This window comes from Elstera sp. (assembly GCF_044372965.1).
Classification (GTDB): domain Bacteria; phylum Pseudomonadota; class Alphaproteobacteria; order Elsterales; family Elsteraceae; genus Elstera.
Genome location: NZ_JBILQX010000263.1, coordinates 1 through 3,691 on the forward strand (window position 1 = coordinate 1; position 3,691 = coordinate 3,691).

Annotated in this window: 4 protein-coding genes; all 4 read left to right on the top strand. The window is 65.7% G+C overall.

Going from position 1 to position 3,691, the window contains the following annotated elements:
- Positions 1 to 94: 94 nt before the first annotated feature.
- The 4 genes from ACIQ36_RS19205 to ACIQ36_RS19220 are packed head-to-tail and all read left to right on the top strand — an operon-like array spanning position 95 to position 3,566.
- On the top strand, positions 95 to 1,093 hold the full coding sequence (locus tag ACIQ36_RS19205) for an ester cyclase (protein ID WP_395832355.1): 999 nt from the start codon (positions 95 to 97) through the stop codon (positions 1,091 to 1,093).
- Positions 1,094 to 1,103: 10 nt separating this feature from the next.
- On the top strand, positions 1,104 to 2,144 hold the full coding sequence (locus ACIQ36_RS19210; protein ID WP_395832357.1) for a hypothetical protein: 1,041 nt from the start codon (positions 1,104 to 1,106) through the stop codon (positions 2,142 to 2,144).
- The gene (locus ACIQ36_RS19215; protein ID WP_395832359.1) at positions 2,141 to 2,887 is read left to right on the top strand and encodes an alpha/beta fold hydrolase; all 747 of its coding nucleotides are present in this window, start codon (positions 2,141 to 2,143) and stop codon (positions 2,885 to 2,887) included. Before ACIQ36_RS19210 ends, ACIQ36_RS19215 begins: the two co-directional genes overlap by 4 nt.
- Positions 2,874 to 3,566 carry an RraA family protein gene (locus ACIQ36_RS19220; protein ID WP_395832361.1) on the top strand — a complete coding sequence of 231 codons (693 nt, stop codon included), beginning with the start codon at positions 2,874 to 2,876 and terminating at the stop codon, positions 3,564 to 3,566. Before ACIQ36_RS19215 ends, ACIQ36_RS19220 begins: the two co-directional genes overlap by 14 nt.
- Positions 3,567 to 3,691 lie beyond the last annotated feature (125 nt).

Consider the following 3,691-nt stretch of genomic DNA (forward strand, 5'->3'; position numbering starts at 1 on the left):
TGATCGTGCGCCAAACCACCCGCCACCCGGCGCACGGGCTGATCGCCGAGGCCGATTACTGGGTGTGGCAAGATCCCCCCGGAAAGATAGACGGATGATGACCGAACCGACCGATCTGATGCAGGGGTTCGACCCGGCGTTCCGCGATCCTGCCCACTATATTCTCGATATAACGCAGCGGATTTGGGAAGGGCGCGGCCTGCCGTTGATCCGCGATTGGTATGCTGCCGACTGCCCGGTCCGCACGCCACTGTCGGAAACCCGCGACGTTGACACCGTGATCACCGGCACAGCGGCAACCTTGGCCGCATTCCCGGATCGGGAGCTTTTGGCCGAAGATATAATCCTCGCGCCTCGGTCGCCCGGCTTTTACTCCTCGCACCGAATTTTCTCGCCGATGACACACCTTGGCCCCGGTAGCTTCGGCCCGCCGACAGGACGCGCAGTAAAGGTTCGCACGATTGCAGACTGCCTGTGCCGGGATAACCGCATTGTCGAAGAATGGTTGGTGCGCGACCAAGGCGCAATCGCCCGGCAAGTGGGGCTTGATCTGCTGAGCCTCGCCTTGAACTTCCTCCGCCCCGGCCCCGATGGCGGTTCGCCCGGCCCCAACGCGCTGATTGCCCGCTGGACCGAGCCGGGCGAGCCGATCCAGTTCGGCGATACCGCCGCGCTCGCGCCCCTCTTAGAAGCGCTCACCCGTCTGTGGCAGGAAGGGGATTTCCAGCAGATCACCCGCCTCTACGACCGCGCCGCCAGCGTTTGCGCGCCGGGCGGGGAAGAGTGGGTTGGCTATCGGGCGGTCGAGGCCGGTTGGTTCGGCTGGCTCGCAGCGTTGCCGCTGGGGCGCTTCCGGTTGCATCACCTGATCTGCCGCACCGATCCCGGTCAGCCCGTGCGGGCGGCGCTGCGCTGGTCCTATCACGCCACCCACAGCGGCGGTGGCCAGTTCGGCCCGGCAAGCCACCGCCCGATTGTGCTGCTCGGCCTCACCCACTGGGAGGTGATCGACGGGCGGGTGCGCCGGGACTGGACGCTGATCGACGAGCTTTCGGTTTACGCTCAAATTTTAGCGCCCAAGAGCGCAGGTTAAGGAGGTGCCTATGCTGCGCGATCTTGAGTCCCCCAACCTCTCGCCCGCCGCGATGGCGCAACGCTTGGTGCGCTACGCCGATCTCGTGCCCTGCCGCAATGCCTTCGTCGATACCCGCACCCCCGGTTCTGATCGGAAGGAGAATTTTACCATCATCGGGCCGGGTGTGGCAGAAAACCCCGATCAATTCGTTCATATCCGCGAGCCGCACGGCTTTAACATCGGCGGGGCGCGGCAGCCGGAAAACTGCATCAACTCGCAGCATAGCCACGAAACCGCCGAGGTTTTCGTCGTTCACACCGGGCGCTGGCGGCTGATTTTCGGCCCTAATCGCGAGGATGGCACGCTCGAAATCGGCCCTGGCGACGTGGTGTCGGTGCCCACCCGCATGTTTCGCGGTTTCGAGAAGATCGACGCGGGCACGGGGTTTCTCTGGGTCGTGCTGGGGGGGGATGATCCGGGCCGGGTGCGCTGGGCGCCCGAGGTGTTCCACATGGCCGAGCGCTACGGGCTGAAGCTGCTGAAATCCGGCCTTTTGTTCGACACCACGCAAGGCGCGGCCCCGCCCCCCGATACGGAGTTGGAAACTCCACCCAATCCCGAAGAAGTAGCCGCCTTGCCAACGCCGCCGCGCGCGCGGTTGCTGGAGTGCTACCTTCCCGCTACCGCCGTTCAGCCGAACCCCGCCTCGGCCCTGACCAGCGACGGCGTGCGCGAAAGCGCGGTGATTGGGCCGCAGGCGAGCGATGACGGGTTTGCGCCGGGGCCAATCCTTGGCTGGTGGCACCACGGCTTCACGCTGCGGCGGCTGGACCTAACCCTTGGCGGCGCAACCCCGTGGCATCGCCGGGCGGAAGCCGAGGTTCTGTTTGTCCAAACAGGAAGCCTTTCGGTGGATTGGCCGGAGGGCACGCTAACGCTGGGGCCGGGCGATACCCTAACCCTACCGATTGGTCTCGCGCGGCAGTTTTCAGCCCCGACCGAGGCGACGCAAGTGTTCATCGTGCGCGGCGGCGAGGCCCCGGCAGCCTTTGAGTGGATTGCGGGATGAGTGAACGGGAACCGCTGCTCCTGCTCCCCGGCCAACTTTGCACGGCGGATATTTGGGCCCCGCAGCGCGGTAGGCTCGACCGGGTGGCCGACTGCCGCGTCGGCGATCTTACCCAGAATGAAACGGTGGAGGCGCTCGCCGAGCGGTTGCTCACGACGCTGCCTTGGCCGCATTTTTCCGTCGCCGGGCACTCGATGGGCGGGATTGTCGCGATGGAAATGCTGCGCCAAGCCCCCCACCGTATCCACCGCCTCGCGCTCATCGCCACCAACCACCGCGCCGAAACCCCGGAGCGGCAGGCGTTGCGCGTGCCGCAGATCAACGAGGCGCGGGATATCGGCATCGGGGCCTATGCTGAGCGCATTCTCGTACCGCTTTATGGAGCTAAAGACCGCCCCCTTGCAGCCGCCGATGCCAGTTTAATCGTGTCAATGGCCGAAAGCCTGGGCCATGCCGTGTTCCGCCGCCAATCCCTAGCCCTGCGCGACCGTCCCGACCAAACCGATACGCTCGCCGCCTTCGTCGGGCCGGTGCTGCTGCTGTGCGGTTCGGCAGATCAACTCTGCCCGATTAGCCGCCACACCGATATGGCGCAACTGCTTCCCCAAGCCACCTTGCGCGTCATCCTCGGCGCGGGGCACCTGCCGAGCTTGGAAGCGCCCGATGCGGTCACCGACGCGCTGATTACCTGGCTCGCCCAGCCGATAGCCCCCCGTCTAGGAGATAGCGATGATCCCGCCTGATCTGCTCGCCCGCCTGCGCGCAACCGACACCCCCACCGTGTGCAATGCGCTGGAACTGCTGCTCGGCGGACGGCGGGCGACAGGCTTCACCCGGTTTCCCGTCGTCGCCGCCGATCCTGGGTTGCCGTCGATGGTCGGCTATGCCCGCTGCGTGAAAATTCGCGCAGCCTCCCCGCCCACCGAGCCGCCCGAAATGGTGCTGACGCGGCGGATGGCCTATTATGAGTATGTCGCGGGCGGCCCCGCCCCGTCGCTCGTCGTGATCGAAGATACCGACTGGCCGCACTGCGTCGGCGCGTTTTGGGGCGAGCTGCATGTCGCGGTTCATAAGGGCCTGGGTCTCGCGGGCACCTTGACCAACGGGCTCTTGCGCGATCTTGGCCAGTTGGACCCCGGCTATCAGGTGATCGCCGGTGCAATCGGCCCCAGCCATGCCTTCGTTCATGTCACCGATCTTGACGTGCCGGTAACCGTTCTCGGCCTGTCTATTGCCCCCGGCGATCTGGTCCATGCCGACCGGCACGGCGCGACGATCATTCCCGAAGCGGTTTTGGATGGGTTGGCTGCCGCCATCGACACCGTCATCGCCAAAGAAAAAATCATCCTCGACGTCGCCCGCGCCCCCGGCTTCACCGTGGAGGTACTGAAAGAGGCGTGGGGCCGGATGCTGAAGGCGTAAAGCCTTACGGTGTAGAGGTACGGGCCGCGCGGGGAAGCGGTTGATCGAACACCGAAAACGCCTCCCACAGCGCTTCCCCCGCCGCGAGATTATCGGCCACCTGTTGCTTCCGCCGCAAGGTAACG

Bases quoted from the DNA above. Each gene is read 5' to 3' on its own strand.
- ACIQ36_RS19205 (WP_395832355.1), top strand. From the start codon at position 95: ATGATGACCGAACCGACCGATCTGATGCAGGGGTTCGACCCGGCGTTC.
- ACIQ36_RS19210 (WP_395832357.1), top strand. From the start codon at position 1,104: ATGCTGCGCGATCTTGAGTCCCCCAACCTCTCGCCCGCCGCGATGGCG.
- ACIQ36_RS19215 (WP_395832359.1), top strand. From the start codon at position 2,141: ATGAGTGAACGGGAACCGCTGCTCCTGCTCCCCGGCCAACTTTGCACG.
- ACIQ36_RS19220 (WP_395832361.1), top strand. From the start codon at position 2,874: ATGATCCCGCCTGATCTGCTCGCCCGCCTGCGCGCAACCGACACCCCC.